Below are 20,542 nucleotides of genomic sequence, written 5' to 3'. Positions count from 1 at the left end.
TCCGGGAGTGGGACAGGTTCGACATTAGATGCAGCATCCCGGCCTCCCCGGCAGCCGCGTCGTCGTCAGCCCGCCCGGCGCAGTCGGAGGCTGTTGAGCACGACGAACAGGCTCGAGAACGCCATCGCGGCGCCGGCGATCATCGGGTTCAGCAGGCCGGATGCGGCCAGCGGCAGCGCGGCGACGTTGTACGCGAAGGCCCAGAACAGATTGCCTCGGATGACCGACATCACCCGACGGCTGAGGGAAAGGGCCGTTCCGACCTGACTGAGCCGCGATCCGGTCAGCGTGATGTCTCCGGCATGGCGGGCGGCATCCGTTCCCGCCCCCATCGCGATCCCCAGATCGGAGGCGGCGAGAGCTGCGGCGTCGTTGACGCCGTCGCCCACCATCGCCACTCGCCGCCCCTCCCCCTTCAGCTGTGTGATCACGGCGAGCTTGCCCTCGGGGCCGACCTGCGCCCTCACCTCGCCGATCCCGACCTCTGCCGCCACCCGACGGGCGACGGGTTCGGCGTCGCCGGTGAGCATGAGCACGCGCATGCCGCCGTGGGAGAGCTCGGCGACCGCCTCGGCCGCATCCTCGCGCACAGCGTCCTCCAGCTCGAAGACGGCAGCGGCGTGCATGCGCCCGTCATCGTCGGTCCACCCCACGATGACGTTGGTCCCCACGCTGTCCTCGAGGGCGGCGGCGAGGTCGCCAGGCAGCTGCGCCCCCTCAGCCGCGGCGAGCGCGGCGTTCCCGGCGAACGCGCGGACCCCCTCGACCTCACCGAGCACACCACGGCCGGGAACGGCAGCGAAGTCGGCGACGACGGGCGCGTCCGGGAGGGCCAGCGCGCGGGCGACGGGGTGCTCCGAACCGGCCTCGAGGGCCCCGGCGATGCGACGTGCCCGCGCCGCGTCGACGCCGGGCGCGACGACCGCGCGGCGCACGCGCATCCGCCCGGTCGTGACGGTACCGGTCTTGTCGAGCACGACCGTGTCGATGCGCTGCGCGTTCTCGAGGGCGTCCGGCCCGGTCACGAGGATGCCGAGCTGTGCACCGCGGCCGGTGCCGACCAGGATGGCCACGGGGGTGGCGAGCCCGAGAGCGCACGGGCAGGCGATGATGAGCACGGCGACGGCCGCGACGAATCCCTCGACGACCGATCCGCCCGCGAGGATCCATCCGATCAGGGTGAGCACCGCCAGCACGATGACGATCGGCACGAAGACAGCGGAGATCCGATCCGCCAGGCGCTGCACGCGACTCTTGCCCATCTGCGCGTTCTCGACGAGTTGGGCGATGCGTGCGAGCCGCGTGTCGGCACCGACCGCATCCGCCCGAACGCTCAGCGCGCCGCCGTGCACGATGGTGCCGCCGGTGACCGAGGATCCCGGCACGACGGCGACGGGAACGGCCTCGCCGGTGAGCATGCTCTCGTCCACATCCGCCCGTCCGTCCACGACGGTTCCGTCGGTGGCCAGCGTCCCGCCCGGACGCGTCACGAACACGTCTCCCGGACGCAGTGTCTCCAGTGCTACCGTGCGCCCGTCGACGAGTTGCACCTCGGGCACGGTCAGCTCGCCGAGCGCGCGAAGCGCCGCACCGGCCGCGCGGCGCGACCGCTGCTCGATGTAGCGTCCGAGCAGCAGGAAGACCGTGACGGCGGCGGCCACCTCGAAGTAGACGAGGGAAGTGGCGTCGTGCACCGGCCCGATCAGGACGACCTCGTGCCGGATGCCCCAACGCCCGGCGGATCCGAACAGCAGCGCCCACAGACTCCATCCGAACGCGGCGAAGGTGCCCATCGTGATGAGCGTGTCCATGGTCAGCGCTCCGTGGCGGAGGTTCGCGAACGTTGCACGGTGGAACGGCCATCCGCCCCACAGCACCACGGGAGCCGCGAGCACCAGCGACAGCCACTGCCATCCGGGGAACTGCCACGCCGGAACCATCCCGAGCGCGACGACGGGGATCGCCAGGGCGGTGCTGACCATCAGGCGCGTGCGCAGGGTGGTGGCCCCGGGCGCATCCTCCGCCTCGTGCACGTGACCGCCTTCGGGATGAGCGCGCGGCCGGATGCGGGCCGTATAGCCCGCCTGCGCGACCGCCTCCACGAGCCGCTCCTCCGGGAGGTCCGCGGGGTAGCTCACGTGAGCGGACTCGGTCGCGAGGTTGACCGCCGCCGCCACGCCGTCGACCGCGACGAGTCGCTTCTCCACCCGCGCCACGCAGCTGGCACAGGTCATTCCTTCGATGTCCAGGACCGCCTCACGGGTGGTGCTGCCGCTGTCGTGCATGTTGTCATCCTCCTCGCCCTTCGCAACGATATACCCCCCAGGGGTATTCCGCGAGGCGTGCGCGCCGTGCGGGGCAGGGCGTAGCGTGAGCAGCATGGCGACCCGTCAGAACATGCCCGCGAGCGCCGGCGTCGTCATCGGCGTCGCCGTTCTCGCCTCCTTCGTGTCGTTCCTCGACGGCACCATCGTCAACGTGGCACTGCCCGCCATCTCCCGGGAGCTCGGCGGCGGCCTCGCCACGCAGCAGTGGGTGGTGGATGCCTACCTCGTGACGCTGGGGGCGTTCATCCTCGTCGCCGGCTCTCTGAGCGACGCCTTCGGACGGGTGCGGATCCTGCGCATCGGGCTCCTGATCTTCGGTGCGTCCTCACTCGCTCTCGCCTTCGCACCCAGTGCAGAGTGGCTCATCGCGCTCAGGGCGGTCCAGGGTGTCGGCGGTGCGCTCCTCGTCCCCAGCTCCCTCGCGCTGCTGACTGCACGCTTCGAGGGCGCCCAGCGCTCCCGCGCGATCGGGATCTGGACCGGGGCGACCACCGTCGCCACCCTCGTCGGCCCCCTCGTCGGCGGCCTGCTCGTCGATCTCCTCTCGTGGCGCTGGGTGTTCGTAGTGACCGTTCTTCCCGTCGTGCCCACCCTCCTGCTCCTGACCCGGATCCCGGAGCTGCGTACGCCGGGCGCGCGGATCGATGTGCTGGGCGCGGTGCTCAGCACGGGAGGTCTGGGCGCGTTGGTGTTCGCGCTCATCGAGCAGCCTCGGCTGGGCGCCGACTCTCCGTGGGTCTGGACCGGCGCGATCGGCGGCTTGCTCCTGCTCGCCGGCTTCATCTGGCGGCAACGCGTCGCGCCGTCACCGGTCATGCCGCTGTCCTTGTTCCGCGCCCGTAACTTCTGGGCAGGCAACCTCACGACGTTCTTCGTCTACGCGGGCCTCTCGCTCAACGGACTCGTGCTGACCATCTACCTGCAGCAGACGGCGGAGCTCTCGGCGACAGTCGCGGGGCTCGCATCCCTGCCGCCGACGCTCCTGATGATCGCGTTCAGCTCGCGCGCCGGAGCCTGGGCCGGGAAGGTCGGACCCCGGTGGTTCATGACGGTCGGGCCGGCAGTCATGGCGGCGGGGTCCCTCCTCCTGCTGAGCGTGGGCGAACCATTCGACTACTTCACGCAGGTACTGCCCGGCATGCTCCTGTTCGGGATCGGCCTGACCCTGACCGTCGCACCGCTCACCGCCGCTGTGCTGGGCTCCGTGACCTCCGAGCGCTCGGGCATCGCTTCTGCGGTCAACAACGCCGTCGCCCGAGTGGCCGGACTCCTCGCCGTCGCCGCCATCGGCGTGGTCGTCGGCAACGCGCTGGATCTTGCGGGTCTTCACACCGCGATGGTCTTCGTGGCCCTGCTCATGACGGTCGGCGCCCTCGCATCCGCACTCGGCATCCGAGGCGGCACGGACTCGGCTACGCGCCGAGCATCCGACGCACCTGCGTGACGTCGTCCGCCATCTGGGCGATCAGTGCATCGATGCCCTCGAACGCCACCATTCCGCGCACGCGCTGCACGAACTGCACATCCACCTCGTGGCCGTAGAGGTCGATCCCCTGCTCGTCGAGCACGTGCGCCTCCACCTGGCGTGTCGGCACGTCGTCGAAGGTCGGGTTCGTTCCCACCGAGATCGCGGCGGGATAGCGCGTCCCCGAACGCAGCCCGGTCGCCTCGTCCACGAGCCATCCGGCGTAGACGCCGTCGGCGGGGACGAATCCCTCCAGTGACGGGCTCAGGTTCGCGGTGGGGAATCCGAGCTCGCGGCCGCGTTTGAGGCCGTGGACGACCTCGCCGCGCACGGATGCCGGGCGGCCGAGCAGTTTCGCCGCCCCCTCCACGTCGCCCTCCGCCAGCAGTTCACGCACCCAGGTCGACGACACCCGACGACCGCCGTCGATCGCGCTCACGTCGTCGACGACACCGACACTGAAGCCGAACTCCTCGCCGAGTCGCTCGAGCGTGTCGGGGTCTCCCGCTCCCCCGCGACCGAACCGGAAGTCGTTGCCGACGAGGACGGCGCAAGTGCCGAGGGGTTCGACGAGGATGCCCCGGACGAACTCCCGCGGCTGCAGGTCCGCCAGCGCAGCGTCGAAAGTGAGCACCATCGCTGCGTCGATGCCGGTCTCTGCGAGCAGGCGCAGCTTCTGCGTGACCCCCACGAGGTTCTCCGGGCAACGATCCGGTCGCAGCAGAGCGAGCGGGTTGCGATCGAATGTCACGGCGACGACTTTGGCTCCGCGCGCCGCCGCCTCGACCTTGGCGCGCTCGAGAAGGACGCGGTGCCCCGCGTGCACGCCATCGAACTTGCCGATCGCGACGACGGACGGGCCGAAGCCTGCGGGAACCTCCTGAGGCCCGTGGAAGACGATCACCAGACGGACCTTTCGACACGGGCGGGAGCCGGCATCGCCGCCGCGCGCCCGGGCCGATGGGTGAACAGCCACCAGACCCCGACGAACGGAAGGATCAGCGGCACGAAGACGTAGCCCGACCCGAACCAGCTCCAGACCGTCTCCTCCGGGAAGAGGTCGTGCCGGAACAGGCTGACGGATCCGACGACCAGCACCCCGACCATCTCGAAGACGATGGCGATCCATGCGACGGCGTACCAGAAGCGCGAGTGCGAGAAGATGAGCGCCGCCGTCGCGAGGATGTAGACCCCCGCGGAGATCGCCGACAGCGTGAACGCCAGCGGCGCCGCATCGAATCGCTCGATGATCTGCACGAGCGATCGGCCCGTGGCAGCGAGGGCCAGCACCGCGTACACCGCGACCAGCACGCGGCCGAGGCCGGTGATGCGGGGGCGGTTCGCGGGTGCCATGACCTGACAATCCTAGATCGAGGCGCCGGGCGCCCGGCTCAGGCGCCGATCCCGCTCCAGATCACCTGCATCCGCCAGACCATGACCGCCACCGACCCCGCGGCCACGCCCATCACGACCGTGCTCCAGCGGCTGCGCTCGAGCAGCGCCCAGAAGACACCCGCGGGTGGAAGCAGCGCCGCTGAGACGAGATAGACCCAGAACTCGAGCGTGCTGCCGGAGATGGGGTTACCCGCGAACGGCGCCACGATCGACACGACGATCTGCGCGATCAGCAGGAGCTCCACGAGAGCGAGCGCGCCGACGCTGAGATCGCTCGGGCGCCGACCGGCCAGCCCGAGGACGGTGCACACGAGCGCAGCGATCGCGGCGACGACAACCTGCACGAGCGCGAACCAGAGGATCACGAGTGCTCCTCCGGCATGTTCATCGCACTCTTGAGGTCGGCGCCTCGACGCTCCAGCACACCGATCAGGGCACCGTCCGAGCCGATCGCCGCCGCGGGAGTGGCGGACACTCTCGAGGCAGCGCCGTTGAGGCGCTTGCCGTGGCGCAGATCACGCGCCTCCTCGTTGCCGACGGTGAGCGTGGGCATCGCGAGGGCGGCAGCGGCTGCGGGCTCCCACAGTGCCTGGCTGTCGATGTGCTCGAGGTCGACGGCTCTTGAGATATCGAACGCACCGATGCGGGTCCGGCGCAGTGCGGTCAGGTGTCCGCCGACCGTCAGCGCGGTTCCCAGATCCCGAGCGAGGGCGCGGATGTAGGTGCCGCTGGAGCAGTCGACGACCGCATCCAGCTCTATCGTGCCCTCGCGACGCCGGATGTCGAGCACCTCGAAACGCGAGACGGTCACGGCGCGCGAGGCCAGCACGACGTCTTCACCCGCCCGCGCCAGGTCGTACGCACGTCTGCCCGCGACCTTGATGGCCGACACCGTGCTCGGCACCTGCTCGATGTCGCCGGTGAGAGCGGAGACGCCCGCACGGATCTCCTCGTCCGTCACGGCGGCGAGTCTCGCCGCATCCGCACGATGGACGACCGTCCCATCGGCGTCGTCGGTGTCCGTGCTCGCTCCGAGCAGGATGGTGGTCTCGTAGGTCTTGTCCAGCCCGACCACATAGGTCAGCAGCCGCGTCGCGGCGCCGACACCCAGGACGAGGAGCCCGGTGGCCATCGGATCGAGCGTGCCCGCATGGCCGACCTTGCGCGTGTTCAGCGCGCGACGGGTACGGGAGACGACGTCATGGCTTGTGAGTCCGCCGGGCTTGTCGACCAGGAGCACGCCGGTCGGCGCTGCGTCGCCGGCCATCAGCAGAAGTCCCGGAAGACGCGAATCGGATGCGAAGGATCGGTGTTGTCGACGATCACGCTCGCGCGGCCGCGCGGGTCGCCGTCCTGAAGATAGAGCTCGAAGCCTTCGCGGTAGCGGGCGTTGGATGCTGCGAGAGGGTCAGGGTCGGTGCCGTCGCGCTCCGCCATGCGCTGGAACGCCACGTCAAGGGGCACGTCGAGCCACAGCGACCAGTTCCAGACGTCGCGGAGTTCCGGTCGCAGGAGGAAGAGCCCATCGACCACGAGAACCGCGTCGGCGGGCGCTGGTTCGGTTTCGACGTCCAACCGACGATCTTCGTCCAGGTCCAGCGTCGCGGTCGCGAAGCGCGCGCCCGCGCGGAACGGTCGCAGCATCCGGTCGAGCAGCGCGTCGTTGTCGTAGGAGTCGCGGTAGTGACCCTCAGCGGACGTGCGACCCCGCGCGTAGCGCTCGGCGCGTGGGCGGTGGAAGTCGTCCGCGGATGCGCGGAACACGGTCGAGCCGTCTTCGCGCAAGACATCCGCGAGCGCATCGGCGAACAGGGTCTTGCCCGCACCGTCCCTGCCATCCACGGCGACCAGCAGCCGACCCCGACGATGGTGCTGGCGCAGCTCCGCACGCAGCTCGCCGAGCAGCGTTTCCTGTTCTTGCGAGATCGGTGGGCGCATGTCTCCAGCCTAGGCTGGAGGGATGCCGGATCTCGCCCCCGCGCTCGTCGCCTGGTATCGCGACAACGCGCGCGATCTTCCCTGGCGCGCGCCGGGATTCGGCGCGTGGGGCGTGCTCGTCAGCGAGTTCATGCTCCAGCAGACCCCGGTGAACCGTGTGATCCCCCACCTGGATGCCTGGCTCGCCCTGTGGCCGACGCCCGCGGCGCTCGCGGAGGCGTCGCCGGCCGACGCGGTCCGGCAGTGGGCGAATCTGGGCTATCCCCGTCGCGCGCTGTGGCTGCACCGTGCGGCGGTGGAGATCCGGGATCGGCATGACGGCGTCGTGCCGCGGGAGGTCGATCAGCTGCTCGCTCTCACCGGGATCGGCGACTACACGGCACGCGCGGTCGCCGTCTTCGCATACGGCGATCACCACCCCGTCGTCGACACCAACACCCGGCGCGTCCTCGCTCGTGCCATCGACGGCCAGGCCCAGCCGGGCCCGCCCTCGCGGCGCGACCTGGCGGCGATGGACGCGTTGCTCCCCGCGGATGCGGCCACGTCGGCGGTGGTGAACGCCGCCGCCATGGAACTCGGAGCGCTCGTGTGCACGGCACGCAGTCCACGGTGCACCGAGTGTCCGCTCCGCGCGATGTGCGCATGGCGTGCCGCGGGCTATCCCGACACGGGCGACACCCGCCGGCGACAGGCTCGGTACGAGGGCAGCGACCGACAGGCGCGCGGCGCGGTGCTCAAGCAGCTGCGCGAGGCATCCGAGCATGCGGTCCCCCTCGATGAGGTGGCCGTGGACTGGCCCGACGCGCTCCAGCGCGATCGCGCCATCGATTCCCTGGTTGCGGACGGCCTCGCAGAGGCCGTCGACGGTGAGCTCCGCCTGCCGCGCTGAGACTCGGCGCGGCTCAGGCGAAGAGGTAGTAGAAGCTCAGGTGCAGTGCGAGCACCACGTGGAGGGTCCCCGTCCACGACCGCAGCAGTGCGAGCACGATTCCGAGCACGAGCATCGCCAGCGCCGGCAGCGGCGAGACGAAGCGATCGGGCAGGTAGACCAGGTGCACGCACATGAAGAGAGCACCCACCGCGAGCACACTCCCCCACGCCGGCAGGATTCGACTGACGAACGACTGCAGGAGACCGAACGTCAGATAGTCCTGCCAGAGCACGGATGCCGCCATCCATACGACATAGAGCGGAAGCGGGCGCGGGAGCCCGTAATGGAAGGGCAGCGTCAGGAGCGCTGCTGACGGCAGTGCGAGAGCCCACATCGTGCGACCGCGGGCGAACAGGATCCGGCTCTCCCGACGGAAGGTGAGCATCAATGCGATTGCCAGGATGACCACGAGCGCGGTCTCCACAGCCAGCCGAAGGTCGATGTCCTCCGACAGGAGAGCGCCCGGCCCGTCCGCGAACAACCCCGGCGTCAGCGCGAAGAGCGCGAACCACATCGGAACGGCCGCCACTGCGCTGCGGACGTCGACGGCGGACGGCGCCGCACGCGGGCGTGGTTCGGGGGCGGACGACATGTCGCCACGCTAGCGGCTCGGTGCGCGCTGTTAATCCCGGTCCGCGGCCGGGCGCTTCGCGTGACCCGGGCGTACAGTGCGGGGCGTGGAGACGCTGATCGTCTACGAATCGCTCTGGGGCAACACCCGTCAGGTGGCCGAGGAGATCGCCCGCGGCGCTCGAGAGCGTTCGGACGGGCTCACACTGTGCACCGTCGCGGAGGCACCGTCCGCACTCGCCCCGTCGCTCGGCCTGCTCGTCATCGGCGCCCCGACCCACGCGTTCACGCTGCCGACCCCATCGAGCCGCGCCGAGGCGCGCTCCCACGGTTCCACTGTCCCCCATACCCCGGGAGTCCGCGAATGGCTCGCCACGGTCGTCGTGGAGAGCCCGCCGGCTCGGGTCGCGGCCTTCGACACCCGTCAGGGCCGGTCGTTCCTCGTGGGCTCGGCCGCGAGGTCGATAGCGCGCGCCGCCAAGCGCCGTGCGCTCGTCGTGTCCGACACCGCCGATTTTGTGGTGACATCACGCGAAGGCCCGCTCGAGCAGGGAGAGCTCGAACGGGCCTTCGCGTGGGGACGCGCGTTGACGGCGTCCCGTTGAGAGATCAGTCTTCGTCGTCCTCACGGGAGACGTAGGGGTCGGCGTCACCGGCGTACTGAGCCGACGCCGCCAGACCCGCCACAGCGCTGTCACGCTCGCGCGCCTCGCGCAGCAGGTCTTCGATGTGACCGGCGTTCTCGGGGACGCCGTCGGGGATGAATTCGAGCGTGGGCGTCAGCCGCACGCCGAGCTTGCGGCCCACCTCGCTGCGCAGCATTCCCGTTGCAGCGGTCAGTGCCGCCGCGGAATCGAGACGCTCCTGCTCGGTGCCCAGCACCGTGTAGAACACGGACGCGTGCTGCAGGTCGCCCGTCACACGCACGTCCGTGATCGTCACGAACCCGAGGCGCGGATCGCGCAGCCCCTTCTCGAGCCGCTCGGCGATGAGCACGCGGATCCGGTCGGCGAGCCTCGCCTGCCGTTCACTGGCCATGTTCTTCTTCTCCCTATCTCAGTCCGCTGAAGGCGGACTCGAAACTGCGGAGGACTCGGATGTCCGTCCGAGGCAATCGGGGTAGGGGCCCCGCTCTTGCCGAGGACGGACATCCGAGTCCGTAGCAACCAGAGGATCAGCCGCGCGGCTTCTCCACCATCTCGGTCGTCTCGATCTCGTCGCCGACCTGGATGTCGTTGTACTTGCCGAGGCCGATACCGGCTTCGTAGTCCGTACGCACCTCGGTGACGTCGTCCTTGAAGCGGCGCAGCGACTCGATCGCCAGACCGTCGGCGATGACGACGCCGTCGCGGATGACGCGGGCCTTCGCGTTGCGGGTGATGGTTCCCGAGCGCACGATGACACCGGCGATGTTGCCGAACTTCGAGGAGCGGAACACCTCGCGGATCTCGGCGACACCCGACTGGACCTCTTCGTACTCCGGCTTGAGCAGGCCCTTGAGGGACTGTTCGACGTCATCGATCGCGTTGTAGATGACGGAGTAGAAGCGGACATCGACACCCTCGCGCGCGGCGCGCTCGCGGGCCTTCGTGTCGGGACGGACATTGAAGCCGATGACGATCGCGTTGTCGATCGTCGCCAGGTTGATGTCCGACTCGGTGATGGCACCCACACCGCGGTGGATGATGCGCAGCTGCACGGAGTCGTCGACCTCGATCTTGAGCAGCGACTCCTCCAGCGCCTCGACGGCACCGGACACGTCGCCCTTGATGATGAGGTTGAGCGACTCGACCTTGCCCTCTTCGAGCGCGCGGGTGAAGTCCTCGAGCGAGATGCGCTTGCGGGCCTTGGCCAGCTGCGCGTTGCGCTCGGCGGCCTCGCGCTTCTCGGCGATCTGACGGGCCAGGCGGTCTTCCTCGGTGACGATGAAGACGTCGCCTGCGCGCGGCACGGAGTTCAGACCCTGCACCTGCACCGGACGAGAAGGCCAGGCCTCCTCCACCGGGTCGCCGTTCTCGTCGATCATGGCGCGCACGCGCCCGTAGGCCGTTCCCGCGACGATCGCGTCACCGACGCGCAGCGTTCCGGACTGGATGAGCACGGTGGCCACCGATCCACGGCCCTTGTCGAGCTTCGCTTCGATTGCGACACCGCGCGCAGCCTTGTTCGGGTTCGCCGTGAGGTCGAGGCCGGCATCCGCGGTCAGCAGGACGGCGTCCAGCAGCTCCTGGATGTTCGTCCCCTGACGGGCCGAGACGTCGACGAACATGACGTCGCCGCCGTACTCCTCGGCGACGAGGCCGTACTCGGTGAGCTGCTGACGCACCTTGGCCGGGTTGGCATCGGGCTTGTCGACCTTGTTGACGGCCACGACGATCGGCACCTGAGCGGCCTGCGCGTGGTTGAGGGCCTCCACCGTCTGCGGCATGATGCCGTCGTCGGCGGCGACCACGAGGATCGCGATGTCGGTCACCTGCGCACCACGGGCACGCATGGCGGTGAACGCCTCGTGACCCGGGGTGTCGATGAAGGTGATCGCGCGCTCGATGCCCTCGTGCTCGGTCCACACCTGGTACGCACCGATGTGCTGGGTGATGCCACCGGCCTCGCCCGCCACGACGTTGGTCTGGCGGATCGCGTCGAGCAGTCGGGTCTTACCGTGATCGACGTGACCCATGACGGTCACCACCGGAGGACGGATCTCGAGGTCGTCCTCGCTCTCCGCCTCCAACTCGGCCTCGAGGTCGAGACCGAAGCCCTCGAGCAGCTCCTTGTCCTCGTCCTCGGGCGAGACCATCTGGATCTTGTAGCCGAGCTCCTCGCCGAGCACCTCGAAGGTGGCCTCGTCGAGCGACTCGGTCGCCGTCGCCATCTCACCCAGGTTGAACAGGATGGTCACCAGCGTTCCGGGCTGCACGGTGTACCCGCGCAGCGCCTCGAGCTTGTCCGCGAAGTCGGCGATGGAGGCACCGCGACGCAGGCGGATGATCTCGCCGTTGCCCTTCTGGACGTTGACGCCGCCGACGACCGGCGCCGACCGCATCTCGAATTCTTGCCGCTTCGCCCGACGCGACTTGCGCTGACGCGACTTGCCGCCGCCCTTACCGAAGGCACCCGCGGTGCCACCGCCGGGACCACGGCCGCGGCCACCGCCGCCACCGGGACGACCGGCGAAGCCGCCGCCCGCGGGGGCACCGGGCCGCTGGAAGCCACCAGCACCGCCGGGACGACCGGGACCGCCGGGACGCTGCTGGAACGGAGCGCCGGGACGACCGCCGCCGCCGGGGCGACCGGCACCGCCCGGTCGCGGAGCGCCGGGACGAGGGGCACCGGGGCGCGGTGCCTGCGGACGCGGGATGTTGCCGGGCGAGGGGCGCTGGCCCATGCCCTGCGCGCTCGCGAACGGGTTGTTGCCCGGGCGGGGGCCTGCGGGGCGCTGGCCCATCCCCTGCGCGCTCGCGAACGGGTTGTTGCCGGGACGGGGCGCGCCGCCGGGACGCGGCGGGGTGGCACCGCCGGGCTTGGGAGCCGCGCCGGGCTTGGGAGCGCCGGGGGTCGCCGCAGCGGGCGTCGCGCCCGAAGCGGGTGCGGCGGGGGCTGCCGGAGAAGATGCGGCGGGAGCAGCAGGCGCTGCGGTCACCGGAGCCGGCGTCTCGGCGACCGGCGCAGCCGGAGCCGCGGGGGTCGGAGCCTGCGGGCGCGGTGCCGCAGGACGAGCCGGGCCCGGACGGGCGCCGCTCGTGGGCTTGGGTGCGGCGGCGGGCGCCGCGACCCCGTCTGCCTCGAGGGCAGCACGGAGCTTACGAGCCACCGGGGGCTCGATGGTGGATGAGGGGCTCTTGACGAACTCGCCGAGCTCCTTCAGCTTCGCAAGCGCGACCTTGCTGTCGACGCCGAGTTCGGAAGCGATCTCGTGCACGCGTGGTTTTGCCACAATTCTCCTGTCTTGGGGGCCTACCCAGGACAGGGCAGACCGTTAGTCGCGGACGGGTCTCATTTCGAGCCGTTCACTTTGTGTCCATAGCCGTTCAGCCGTTTCTCGATGGTCTGCGTGTCAAGCGGGCCTGACACACGCAATGCCCGCACGAACGCACGGCGCCTCAGGGCGGCATCCATGCATTCGGGCGTCTCGTGGACCCACGCGCCTCTGCCCGGCAGTGCCCCACGCTCGTCGATGACGAGCGTGGAATCCACGCAGACCACACGCAGGAGGTCTTTTCGGGGAGCACGCGTGCGACATCCGACGCACGTTCGTACGGGTTCCATCTTACACCTGTCGACCGAGGGGGTCAGGGACGCGTCAGCTCTCCAGGATGCTGTCGGGCTGGATGTCGATCTTCGCGCCGGTGAGCTTGGCGGCGAGCCGGGCGTTCTGCCCTTCCTTACCGATCGCCAGCGACAGCTGGTAGTCGGGGACGAGCGCGCGGACGGCCTTCGTGGTCTGATCCAGCACGAACGCGGAGGTCACCTTGGCGGGCGAGAGGGCGTTGGCGACGAAGGTCGCGAGATCGGCGTGGTAGTCGACGATGTCGATCTTCTCGCCGTTCAGCTCCTCGGTGACGGCGCGCACGCGGCGTCCGAGTTCGCCGATGCAGGCGCCCTTCGCGTTGATCGACGGGTCGTCGGTGCGAACGGCCATCTTGGTGCGGTGGCCGGCCTCGCGCGCGAGCGCGACGATCTCGACGACACCGGCGGCGATCTCGGGCACCTCGAGCGCGAAGAGCTTGCGGACCAGGCCGGGGTGCGTGCGAGACACCGTGATCGCCGGCCCCTTCGTTCCCTTCGAGACGCTCGTCACGTACACGCGGATGCGGGAGCCGTGGCGGTACTCCTCGCCGGGCACCTGCTCCTCGGGCGGCAGGATCGCCTCGACGGTGCCGAGGTCGACGTGGACCATGCGAGGGTTCGGGCCCTGCTGGATGACACCGGCGACGATGTCGCCCTCCTTGCCGCGGAACTCTCCCAGCACGGCGTCGTCGGCGATGTCACGCAGTCGCTGGTTGATGACCTGCTTGGCGGCGAAAGCGGCGATACGGCCGAAGTCCTCCGGCGTGCTCTCCTCTTCTCCGACGATGACGCCCTCTTCGTCGCGCACGGGGATGAACACTCCGACGTGGCCCGTCTTGCGGTCGAGGTGAGAGCGCGCACCCTCGGGCAGCTCGCCGCTCGGCGAGGTGTGCTTCGCGTAGGCGGTCAGGATCGCCTGCTCGATGATGGCGACGAGTTCGTCGAAGGGGATCTCCCTCTCGCGCTCGACGGTACGCAGCAGTCCGAGATCGATATCCACGGTGACCTCCTATATTCAGCTCTTCGCGGTGGGCGACGCCGCCGCATCCCCCCTACGTTACCCGATCCGGCCTCATCCGCCGCAGTCGTCGAAGACGCTCGCGGGCACCACGTCGGCGCGCAGCGAGTTCGTCCAGCGCACCAGCGAGGTCAGCATTCCGGAGCGCGGCTGGAGGATGTCCTGGTGCCCGCGCCCCGCCACCGGCACGGCGCGCACGCGCTCCCCCGCCTCGCACAGCCGGTCCACGAGGTCGCGCTGCGTCTTCGTCGGCAGCACCTCGTCGTTCGTGCCCCACGCGATGAACATCGGCGTGCCCCATGGCCCCGTCGGCACGTTCTGGGCCAGGCGGCGTCCGAGGGCGCCGCGCGTGAGCTCAGCGGTGTCGAACGGGGTGTCTTCGCTCAGCCCCAGCGCGGTCAGCGCCGAGACCATCACACCCGGCTCGCTCAGGCACCGCTGCGTCATCTCTCGGATGAAAGAGCGCGCCCCCGTCGTCACGTAGTCCTCGAGCCGGACATCCGAGTACGTGTCTGCGTACGGCACGATGACCCAGGAGACGAGAACCGTCAGCATCGCCCCCGCGTCGCCCCCGGTCAGCTCGCTCGCCAGCGCGACGGGATCGGCGGCGGGCGCGAACGCGGCCGTCCCGAGCACATCGATGCCCGGCGTGTATTCCGGCGCGAGCATGGTCGTCCACAGCGCGGCATGACCTCCTTGCGAGTGCCCCCACACGACGGTCTCGGGCGACAGCACGAGATCCTCGATCTCGCCGGCGGCCAGCACCGCATCCAGCGCCGAACGTGCTTCGCCCGTGCCGATCAGGTAGGGGAACTCACCCGGCGCACCTTGGCCGCTGTAGTCGGGTGCGACCACGACCCACCCGCGGGCAAGCATGCGCTCGAGCGCGGGGATCGCCCACTTCGTCGCGGTGCCGTCGGCGAGACTCGGTGCGCAGCCGCGCGCCACGCCCGTCGTGCCGTGGTTCCACAGCAGGACCGGGCGGGGACCGGGCGGCGGATCGTCGGGGATGATGACCATCCCGCTGCCGACGGCGGGGGCACCGGTCGACGAGCGCGTCGTGTAGAGGATGCGCTGCACCGTGCCGCGGTCGGGCTCGCGACCGCCGTACTCGCCCACACGGATCAGCTGCCCGTGTCCCTCGGGCACGTGCGCGGGAGGGTCGTAGAAGGCGTCGACGACGGGGGCGCCCTCGCGGAGCCAGTCGTTCAGTCCGAAGCCACCCACTGTGCTGACCACGAGCACGAACGAGAGCGCGTAGCGGCCCACCGCACGCAGGACCCGGCGTCGCCGTGAGGGAGCCGCCCGTATCCGGTCCTCTTCGGGCACGCGTGGATTCCGCGTGCGGATGCCACGGGCGATGAGCCCGATACCGAAGACGATGGTGCGCACACCGAAGACGACGGCGACGACGAGCAGCGTGACGTCGGGCCAGGTCAGCGACAGGACGCCGAACGCGACCTGAGCGCCACCCCAGACGGCCGAGAGCACGCGAACGCTGACAACGCCCCGGGCGAGCGCGTCACCGACGGATGCGAGACCGCCGACGACGAGCAGCACCGCGAGAGTGGGAGGCAGCAGTTCGATGCTGCGTCCGAGCCAGACGAGGATGACGATCCCGCCCGCGATCCACAACAGCGCGATCAGCCGTGTCCACCAGGTGGGCCCGGCGCGCCGAGACACCAGCTCGAGCACCCCGGAGACGATGACGCTCAGCCCGACGTACAGTCCGAGCAGCACGAGGGAGGCGAGCGGGCGGATGACGATGAGCAGGCCGAGCACGACGACGACGACACCGATGAGCAGCACGACTCGCGCGGGCGCCGCATCCAAGAGACCCGGCAGAGCACTGACCCGCAGTCGGCGGCGCAGCGGAACGTGTTCGGGCATCGGGACATTGTAGGCGCGCGGCACCCGCGGACCGGCATGCTCCGCAACCCCTCGGCTCTCGACGCGCGAGATCGTATTCTGCGTCGATGAGCACCCCGAAGAAGACCGCCCGGCGCCTCGAGAGCGACCCGCGTCTGCGCACGCTCGCGAAGGCGGGCTACGCGGCGACCGGCCTCGTCCACATCATGCTGGGCGGCATCGTGCTCGCGGTCGCCTTCGGTGGGGACGGCGACGCCGACCAGTCCGGCGCGTTTCGCGCTCTGGCGGCCTCGCCTGGCGGACTCGTCGCGCTCTGGGCGGTGGCGCTCGCGCTCCTGGCGCTGGCGCTGTGGCACGCCGTGGCCGCGCTCGCGGGTGCGGGCGAGAAAGGCACATGGACCCGAAGACTGTCTGAGGCGGGCCAGGCCGCTGCGTTCGCGGCCCTCGGTGTCATCGCGATCGTCGTGTCCGTCGGCGGCCGATCGGATGGGGACGAGAGCGTCAAGGAGACCAGCAGCGGAGTCCTGTCGATCCCCGGCGGACCGTTCATCCTCGGCGCGGTGGGAGTCGGCGTTCTCGTGGCGGGCGTCGCGTTCGGCGTGATCGGGGTGCGGCGAGGCTTCCGCAAGAAGCTCTCGGTGCCGGCCGGAGCGATGCGGGCTGCGGTCGAGACGCTCGGCGTCGTCGGCTACGTGGCCAAGGGCGTCTCGCTCGCGACGGTCGGCGTGCTCCTGGGTGTCGCCGCGATCCGCGTCGATGCGCAGGAGGCGGGTGGTCTGGACGGCGCGGTGCGGTCCCTCCTCGAACTGCCCGCGGGCCCGCTCATCGCGATCGCGGTGGGTGGCGGACTGATCGCCTACGGACTGTTCTGCCTGTTCCGCGCGCGATACGCCCGCCTCTGAGGCGCGCAGCTCCCGGCCGCCGTGTTGCCGAGCTCCACGTGGAAACGGCAAGCTGGCACGATACCCGTCGAACAAGGAGCGAGATGACGTCGTCCCCCACCCTCCGCGGCTACCCGTTCCAGCCGGCGGATCCTGGACTCATCGGGCTGCTCGGTTTCGTGATCGCGACCCTGACAGCGCAGCTCGCGCACCTCGGGCTGCAGGACGAGAACCCGGTGTTCTGGATCGGGGCGGCCTTCGGCGGCGTGGTGCAGGTGACAGCCGGAATGCTCTCCTACTTCATCGGTGACGACTTCCACTTCATCGTCTACAACGCGTTCGGGTGGTACTGGATCGTCGTCCCCGGATTCCTGCTGGGCGAGGAGCTCGGCTTCTTCGAGGTCACCGCGCAGGCGCGCGGACTCTTCTCGCTGATCTTCGCCGTGCTGGCGCTTCTGTTCGCCGTGCCCGGGGCCCTGCACAACAGGGTCCTGCCCATGACGCTGATCTGCGTCGCCGGAGGACTCGGCCTGCAGTCCGCCGGAGCCTTCGCCGACGCGCCGATGCTGGGATCCGTCGGATCGGTGCTGCTGCTGGCCGCATCCGCGCTGGCGCTCTACATGCTCGTCGAGAAGTTCCTGTGGCGCACGATGCACCGCCACCTGCTGCCGCTCGGCCGCCCGTGGCTGCGGGGCGAACCCGCGTCCGAGAGCTGAGGCTCAGCCTCTCCTGCAGCAGCCGGTACGCCGCCTCGAGCGCAAGCTTCTCGCGCGAGCCCGTGCGACGATCCCACACCTCGACGAGCCCCTCGGCCGCATCACGGCCGACGACGACGACGCGCGGGATGCCGACCAGCTCGGCGTCGCCGAACTTCACTCCGGGCGAGACCTTGGGCCGGTCGTCGTAGAGCACGTCCATGCCTCGGGACTCGAGCTCTGCGCTGATCTGCTCCGCGAGCTCGAAAGCCACGGCATCCCGCCCTGCCGCCACGACGTGCACGTCGAACGGCGCGACGGACGCGGGCCAGATGAGGCCCTTCTCGTCGTTGTTCAGTTCGGCGATGATCGCGAGGATGCGGGTCACGCCGATGCCGTAGGAGCCCATCGTGACCGTGACGAGCTTGCCGTTCTCGTCGAGCACCTTGAGCCCCAGCGCCTCGGCGTACTTCCGGCCCAGCTGGAAGACGTGTCCGATCTCCATGCCGCGCGCGAGCGTGACGGGGCCGGAGCCGTCGGGGGCAGGGTCACCCTCGCGCACGTTGGCGACATCGACGGTGCCGTCGGCGAAGAAGTCACGGCCCGCGACGAGCGAGTGCACGTGCTTCTGGTCGATGTTGGCGCCGGTGACCCAGCTCGTGCCGTCGACGACACGGGGGTCGAGAAGGTAGCGGATGCCGGTGGCCGACTCTTCGCCCAGCACGGCACCTTCGGGCGACCAGGGCCCGATGTAGCCCTTGACCAGCAGCGGGTGGGCGGCGAAGTCCGCCTCGGTGGCGGGTGCGACCTCGGCCGGCGCGAAGGCGACCTCGACGCGCTTGTCGTCGACCTCGCGGTCGCCCGGCAGTCCGATGACGACGAGCTCACGCGAACCGTCGAGGTGCGTGAGTGCCAACACGACGTTCTTGAGCGTGTCGGCGGCGGTGTACTCGCCCTCGAGCACCGCGTTCATGTGGTCGACGAGCGTGGCGATCGTCGGAGTGTTCGGCGAGTCGAAGACGACCGGCTCCGGCAGACCCTCGATCGGACCGGCCTCCGGTGCCTCGGTCGTGTACGCCTCGACGTTGGCCGCGTACCCCCCGGCGGAGCGCACGAAGGTGTCTTCGCCGACGGGAGTGGGGTGCAGGAACTCCTCGGAGCGCGACCCGCCCATCGCGCCCGCGTCCGCCTGCACGATGACGTACTCGAGACCGAGCCGCTGGAAGATGCGCTCGTAGGCGTCGCGCTGCGCCTGATAGGAGGCATCGAGCCCCGCATCCGTCGCGTCGAAGGAGTAGGCGTCCTTCATCGTGAACTCGCGACCGCGCAGCAGACCGGCGCGGGGACGCGCCTCGTCGCGATATTTGTCCTGGATCTGATAGATCGTCAGCGGGAGATCCTTGTAGGACGAGTAGAGGTCCTTCACGAGCAGAGTGAACGCCTCCTCGTGCGTCGGGGCGAGCAGGTAGTCACCGCCCTTGCGGTCCTGGAGGCGGAAGAGCAGGTCGCCGTACTCGTCCCAGCGACCCGTCGCCTCGTACGCGCCACGGGGCATGAGCGCCGGGAAGTGCACCTCCTGCGCACCGGCCGCCGCCATCTCCTCGCGCACGACCGTCTCGATCTTCGCCTTCACGCGCAGCCCGAGCGGGAGCCACGCGAAGATGCCGGCCGCCTGCGGTCGGATGTAGCCGGCGCGGATCAGCAGCTTGTGGCTGGCGACCTCGGCGTCGGAGGGGTCTTCGCGGAGCGTGCGGAGAAAGAACGTTGACAGACGTGTGACCACGATTCCCAGTCTACGGATGCGGCGGCCCGCCGTGAGCGCCACGGCTCACGGCGGGCCGAGTGTCCCGGGTGTCAGCCGAGCGTGGCGTTGAGCGCCTGCCACAGGCCGGTCAAGCGTTCCGGGTCACCGTAGGACCAATCGACGCGCAGCACGCTATTGCCGGTCACACCCTCCGCTGTCAACTGCTCGACGGAGGTCGCGGGCGTGACCCAGAGTGTGGTGCTGTCGCTCAGCATGACCGACTCCGCGCCCGGCACCGCGAAGAGTGCCTCATCGACGAGTGTTGATCCTCGCGACAGGAGGACTTCGACCCGGGAGACGCCTGCCTCCCCGTCTAGGACTGCTGACGGTTCACGCTCCATCGCGAACGTGCAGTATTGCGCCACGCCAGTCTCCTTGGCGAGGTCCCATTGAATCCCCATCGGCAGACTGTCGCCGGCGAACGGGATGACCGGAGCATCCAGTTGCTGAGAGACAGCCGTCTCGAGCACGGCACACTCCGGCAGCGAAGGAGCGGGTCCCACGACTGCCGGCCGACCGGGTTCATCCTGCGCGCGGGGTCCGACGAGGTCGACCGCCTGCTCGGCCAGCGCGATGTCCGCCGCTTCGGCGACCACCCACGCATCACCGAACTGGCGAGAGGCGAAACAGAGGGGCATACCGCCGCAGTCGGGGCTTGGAGTCCGCTCACGGATGCTCGCGGGAACCGCCTCGATGGGGTACGCGCCGACGGACAACACGATGTATTGCCCTTGCTCGCCTCTTGCGAACCACTCGCAGGAGACGCCGCCGAGCACTGCGGGCTGAACATACAAGTTGCGCTTCACGGCACCAGGGCCGACGATGAGCGCCACCTCATCGTCGGATATTGCGTGCGTGCAGTCGCCGCCGAGAGCCTGCACGGGAGATTCCGGCGCCCGCGTCGGTTCCGGCGTAGGCGTGACTGTCGGTGTGGGGCTCGGCGTGGTGGTGGTCTCGATCGGGGTAGCGATCCGGTCCGGGCTGCCCATCGCGGTCAGCGCGACCGCTCCCACGACCGCCGCGACCAGCACGACCGCCGCGCCGCCTGTGATCGCCTGCATCCGACGCCGCCGGGCGGCACGCATCCGTCCCGCGCCCGCCGTCACCAGCGTGCGCAGCTCGTTCTGTTCGCCGACCGACAGCCGGTCATCGTTCACGCCCATGACGCCTCCATCTCGGCCATCTCGTCGCGGAGCCGCGCCTTCGCGCACGCCAACCTCGACTTCACCGTCCCGGGCGCGATGCCCAGACCCTCCGCGACCTCCCGCTCCGAGAACCCCTCGAGCACCGCCAGCACCACAACGGCCCGCTCCCGCTCCGGCAACTTCTTCAGCGCGGCGAGCACCCCGCTCTCATCCGATG

19 protein-coding genes and 1 pseudogene are annotated in these 20,542 nt (G+C 70.0%); 5 read left to right on the top strand and 15 right to left on the bottom strand.

All coding sequences use genetic code 11. The annotated features are described in order from the left end of the window. Nucleotides 1-65: 65 nt before the first annotated feature. A complete protein-coding gene (locus tag AC1VNH_RS16165) occupies nucleotides 66-2,285 on the bottom strand; it encodes a heavy metal translocating P-type ATPase (protein ID WP_483112576.1) in 2,220 nt (739 codons plus the stop codon). A gap of 94 nt (nucleotides 2,286-2,379) precedes the next feature. On the opposite strand from AC1VNH_RS16165, the gene AC1VNH_RS16160 reads away from it, so the two are divergent. Then, a complete protein-coding gene (locus AC1VNH_RS16160; RefSeq protein WP_483112574.1) occupies nucleotides 2,380-3,771 on the top strand; it encodes an MFS transporter in 1,392 nt (463 codons plus the stop codon). Here the strand turns inward: AC1VNH_RS16160 and AC1VNH_RS16155 are convergent. Genes AC1VNH_RS16155 through AC1VNH_RS16135 form a run of 5 tightly spaced genes read right to left on the bottom strand, consistent with a single transcriptional unit; the run spans nucleotide 3,740 to nucleotide 7,125 of the window. After that, entirely contained in the window at nucleotides 3,740-4,696 is a 957-nt protein-coding gene (locus AC1VNH_RS16155; RefSeq protein ID WP_243227153.1) for a bifunctional riboflavin kinase/FAD synthetase, read from the bottom strand. The genes AC1VNH_RS16160 and AC1VNH_RS16155 overlap by 32 nt on opposite strands. Next, complete coding sequence (locus tag AC1VNH_RS16150) at nucleotides 4,693-5,145, bottom strand: hypothetical protein (protein WP_483112572.1); 453 nt, start codon at nucleotides 5,143-5,145, stop codon at nucleotides 4,693-4,695. The genes AC1VNH_RS16155 and AC1VNH_RS16150 overlap by 4 nt, the downstream gene beginning before the upstream one ends. A gap of 38 nt (nucleotides 5,146-5,183) precedes the next feature. After that, nucleotides 5,184-5,552, bottom strand: a complete 369-nt coding sequence (locus AC1VNH_RS16145) for a hypothetical protein (protein ID WP_344225873.1) — start codon at nucleotides 5,550-5,552, stop codon at nucleotides 5,184-5,186. Next, nucleotides 5,549-6,454 carry a tRNA pseudouridine(55) synthase TruB gene (gene truB / locus AC1VNH_RS16140; protein ID WP_483112571.1) on the bottom strand — a complete coding sequence of 302 codons (906 nt, stop codon included), beginning with the start codon at nucleotides 6,452-6,454 and terminating at the stop codon, nucleotides 5,549-5,551. The genes AC1VNH_RS16145 and truB overlap by 4 nt, the downstream gene beginning before the upstream one ends. Further along, nucleotides 6,454-7,125 carry a nucleoside/nucleotide kinase family protein gene (locus AC1VNH_RS16135; protein ID WP_483112569.1) on the bottom strand — a complete coding sequence of 224 codons (672 nt, stop codon included), beginning with the start codon at nucleotides 7,123-7,125 and terminating at the stop codon, nucleotides 6,454-6,456. The genes truB and AC1VNH_RS16135 overlap by 1 nt, the downstream gene beginning before the upstream one ends. 22 nt (nucleotides 7,126-7,147) lie before the next feature. Between AC1VNH_RS16135 and AC1VNH_RS16130 the strand changes: the two genes are divergently transcribed. After that, nucleotides 7,148-8,014: an HhH-GPD family protein gene (locus tag AC1VNH_RS16130; protein ID WP_483112567.1), complete on the top strand. Its 867-nt coding sequence runs from the start codon at nucleotides 7,148-7,150 to the stop codon at nucleotides 8,012-8,014. 13 nt (nucleotides 8,015-8,027) lie between these two features. Here the strand turns inward: AC1VNH_RS16130 and AC1VNH_RS16125 are convergent, their stop codons facing one another. Next, complete coding sequence (locus AC1VNH_RS16125; protein ID WP_483112565.1) at nucleotides 8,028-8,648, bottom strand: CPBP family glutamic-type intramembrane protease; 621 nt, start codon at nucleotides 8,646-8,648, stop codon at nucleotides 8,028-8,030. Between the two features lie 85 nt (nucleotides 8,649-8,733). Here AC1VNH_RS16125 and AC1VNH_RS16120 point away from each other — a divergent pair, with 85 nt between their 5' ends. Further along, the gene (locus tag AC1VNH_RS16120; protein WP_483112564.1) at nucleotides 8,734-9,231 is read left to right on the top strand and encodes a flavodoxin family protein; all 498 of its coding nucleotides are present in this window, start codon (nucleotides 8,734-8,736) and stop codon (nucleotides 9,229-9,231) included. A gap of 4 nt (nucleotides 9,232-9,235) precedes the next feature. On the opposite strand, the gene rbfA is transcribed toward AC1VNH_RS16120, so the two are convergent. From rbfA to AC1VNH_RS16095, 5 genes are all read right to left on the bottom strand, one after another. Beyond that, nucleotides 9,236-9,664: a 30S ribosome-binding factor RbfA gene (gene rbfA, locus AC1VNH_RS16115; RefSeq protein WP_137416508.1), complete on the bottom strand. Its 429-nt coding sequence runs from the start codon at nucleotides 9,662-9,664 to the stop codon at nucleotides 9,236-9,238. Nucleotides 9,665-9,800: 136 nt separating this feature from the next. Continuing rightward, entirely contained in the window at nucleotides 9,801-12,560 is a 2,760-nt protein-coding gene (gene infB, locus AC1VNH_RS16110; protein WP_483112561.1) for a translation initiation factor IF-2, read from the bottom strand. A gap of 59 nt (nucleotides 12,561-12,619) precedes the next feature. Beyond that, entirely contained in the window at nucleotides 12,620-12,892 is a 273-nt protein-coding gene (locus AC1VNH_RS16105) for a YlxR family protein (RefSeq protein WP_460736851.1), read from the bottom strand. A gap of 34 nt (nucleotides 12,893-12,926) precedes the next feature. Then, nucleotides 12,927-13,913: a transcription termination factor NusA gene (gene nusA / locus AC1VNH_RS16100; RefSeq protein ID WP_243227143.1), complete on the bottom strand. Its 987-nt coding sequence runs from the start codon at nucleotides 13,911-13,913 to the stop codon at nucleotides 12,927-12,929. A 72-nt stretch (nucleotides 13,914-13,985) separates the two neighbouring features. Next, nucleotides 13,986-15,821 (bottom strand): lipase family protein, encoded by a 1,836-nt coding sequence (locus AC1VNH_RS16095; protein ID WP_483112560.1) that lies wholly within the window; start codon nucleotides 15,819-15,821, stop codon nucleotides 13,986-13,988. A gap of 86 nt (nucleotides 15,822-15,907) precedes the next feature. On the opposite strand from AC1VNH_RS16095, the gene AC1VNH_RS16090 reads away from it, so the two are divergent. Beyond that, a complete protein-coding gene (locus tag AC1VNH_RS16090; protein ID WP_483112559.1) occupies nucleotides 15,908-16,702 on the top strand; it encodes a DUF1206 domain-containing protein in 795 nt (264 codons plus the stop codon). An 83-nt stretch (nucleotides 16,703-16,785) separates the two neighbouring features. Beyond that, a complete protein-coding gene (locus AC1VNH_RS16085; protein ID WP_344225893.1) occupies nucleotides 16,786-17,397 on the top strand; it encodes an acetate uptake transporter family protein in 612 nt (203 codons plus the stop codon). 10 nt (nucleotides 17,398-17,407) lie between these two features. On the opposite strand, the pseudogene AC1VNH_RS16080 reads toward AC1VNH_RS16085, so the two are convergent. The 3 genes and pseudogenes from AC1VNH_RS16080 to AC1VNH_RS16070 all read right to left on the bottom strand — a co-directional run. After that, nucleotides 17,408-19,159 (bottom strand): annotated as a pseudogene (locus AC1VNH_RS16080) (proline--tRNA ligase); the annotation flags it as partial. A 71-nt stretch (nucleotides 19,160-19,230) separates the two neighbouring features. Next, complete coding sequence (locus AC1VNH_RS16075) at nucleotides 19,231-20,343, bottom strand: hypothetical protein (protein ID WP_483112557.1); 1,113 nt, start codon at nucleotides 20,341-20,343, stop codon at nucleotides 19,231-19,233. Beyond that, nucleotides 20,334-20,525, bottom strand: a complete 192-nt coding sequence (locus tag AC1VNH_RS16070) for an RNA polymerase sigma factor (protein ID WP_483112555.1) — start codon at nucleotides 20,523-20,525, stop codon at nucleotides 20,334-20,336. The genes AC1VNH_RS16075 and AC1VNH_RS16070 overlap by 10 nt, the downstream gene beginning before the upstream one ends. Nucleotides 20,526-20,542: the final 17 nt, after the last annotated feature.

Source organism: Microbacterium sp. KU4F (assembly GCF_056868075.1).
Note: the sequence above shows the minus strand (reverse complement) of the source record. Positions and strands in the feature narration are given on the sequence as shown.

What these genes read in the sequence shown, in the direction of transcription:
- AC1VNH_RS16160 (WP_483112574.1), top strand. Translation starts at nt 2,380, where the DNA reads ATGGCGACCCGTCAGAACATGCCCGCGAGCGCCGGCGTCGTCATCGGC.
- AC1VNH_RS16090 (WP_483112559.1), top strand. Translation starts at nt 15,908, where the DNA reads ATGAGCACCCCGAAGAAGACCGCCCGGCGCCTCGAGAGCGACCCGCGT.
- AC1VNH_RS16105 (WP_460736851.1), bottom strand. Translation starts at nt 12,892, where the DNA reads ATGGAACCCGTACGAACGTGCGTCGGATGTCGCACGCGTGCTCCCCGA.
- truB (WP_483112571.1), bottom strand. Translation starts at nt 6,454, where the DNA reads ATGGCCGGCGACGCAGCGCCGACCGGCGTGCTCCTGGTCGACAAGCCC.
- AC1VNH_RS16095 (WP_483112560.1), bottom strand. Translation starts at nt 15,821, where the DNA reads ATGCCCGAACACGTTCCGCTGCGCCGCCGACTGCGGGTCAGTGCTCTG.
- AC1VNH_RS16165 (WP_483112576.1), bottom strand. Translation starts at nt 2,285, where the DNA reads ATGCACGACAGCGGCAGCACCACCCGTGAGGCGGTCCTGGACATCGAA.
- AC1VNH_RS16075 (WP_483112557.1), bottom strand. Translation starts at nt 20,343, where the DNA reads ATGGGCGTGAACGATGACCGGCTGTCGGTCGGCGAACAGAACGAGCTG.
- AC1VNH_RS16085 (WP_344225893.1), top strand. Translation starts at nt 16,786, where the DNA reads ATGACGTCGTCCCCCACCCTCCGCGGCTACCCGTTCCAGCCGGCGGAT.
- rbfA (WP_137416508.1), bottom strand. Translation starts at nt 9,664, where the DNA reads ATGGCCAGTGAACGGCAGGCGAGGCTCGCCGACCGGATCCGCGTGCTC.
- AC1VNH_RS16135 (WP_483112569.1), bottom strand. Translation starts at nt 7,125, where the DNA reads ATGCGCCCACCGATCTCGCAAGAACAGGAAACGCTGCTCGGCGAGCTG.
- AC1VNH_RS16125 (WP_483112565.1), bottom strand. Translation starts at nt 8,648, where the DNA reads ATGTCGTCCGCCCCCGAACCACGCCCGCGTGCGGCGCCGTCCGCCGTC.
- AC1VNH_RS16150 (WP_483112572.1), bottom strand. Translation starts at nt 5,145, where the DNA reads ATGGCACCCGCGAACCGCCCCCGCATCACCGGCCTCGGCCGCGTGCTG.
- AC1VNH_RS16130 (WP_483112567.1), top strand. Translation starts at nt 7,148, where the DNA reads ATGCCGGATCTCGCCCCCGCGCTCGTCGCCTGGTATCGCGACAACGCG.